Below are 676 nucleotides of genomic sequence, written 5' to 3'. Positions count from 1 at the left end.
GAGCTGCTTGCGCAGTGCCAGCATCTGCGTGCTGGACTGGGTGACATCCAGATAGATCGGGTCCAACCGCTGAATGGTCGCCAGCGCCGCGTCCTGGCCAGCAGCGACCAGCGCACCAGCGGTGACGCTGGAGGTACCGATGCGGCCCTCGATCGGTGCGGTCACCCGGGTGTAGTCGAGGTTGATGCGCGCGGCCTGCAATGCGGCGCGCGCGGCGATCACATTGGCCTGCGCCTGCTTCAGCGCCGAGGTGGCATCGTCGGCATCCTGTTTGCTGGCCGCGTCCATGCCCAGCAGCGTGCGGGTGCGCTCGGCTTTCGGCTGCGCCGACAGCACGGTGGCCTCGGCCTGCGCCAGCTGCCCGCGCGCGGTATCGAAGGCGGCCTGGTACGGTGCCGGATCGACCTGGTACAGCAGCTGGCCGGCCTTGACCTGCTGGCCTTCGGTGAACAGCCGCTGGCGGATCAGCCCACCGATCTGCGGCCGCACCTCGGACACCTCGAACGGCACCGCCCGGCCGGGCAGGGTCTGCTGCAGTGCCAGCGGCTGCGTGCTGGCGGTGATGACGCCCACTTCGGGGGTGGCCGGGGCCTCGGTCCGGCCCGCCGAGCAGGCCGCCAGGGCCAGCAGCAGGGGCAACAACAGCGGACGGGGGGAGCGGGACAGCGGACGCAGG

The 676-nt window shown here is 71.4% G+C and carries 1 pseudogene; it reads right to left on the bottom strand.

Features of this window, described 5'->3' with window-relative positions:
• Window positions 1-675: pseudogene (smeA, locus tag DAI20_RS19550) on the bottom strand (multidrug efflux RND transporter periplasmic adaptor subunit SmeA); the annotation flags it as partial.
• Window position 676 lies beyond the last annotated feature (1 nt).

This window comes from Planctomonas deserti (assembly GCF_003067705.1).
GTDB lineage: Bacteria > Actinomycetota > Actinomycetes > Actinomycetales > Microbacteriaceae > Planctomonas > Planctomonas deserti.
This window is presented reverse-complemented; position numbering and strand designations above follow the sequence as displayed.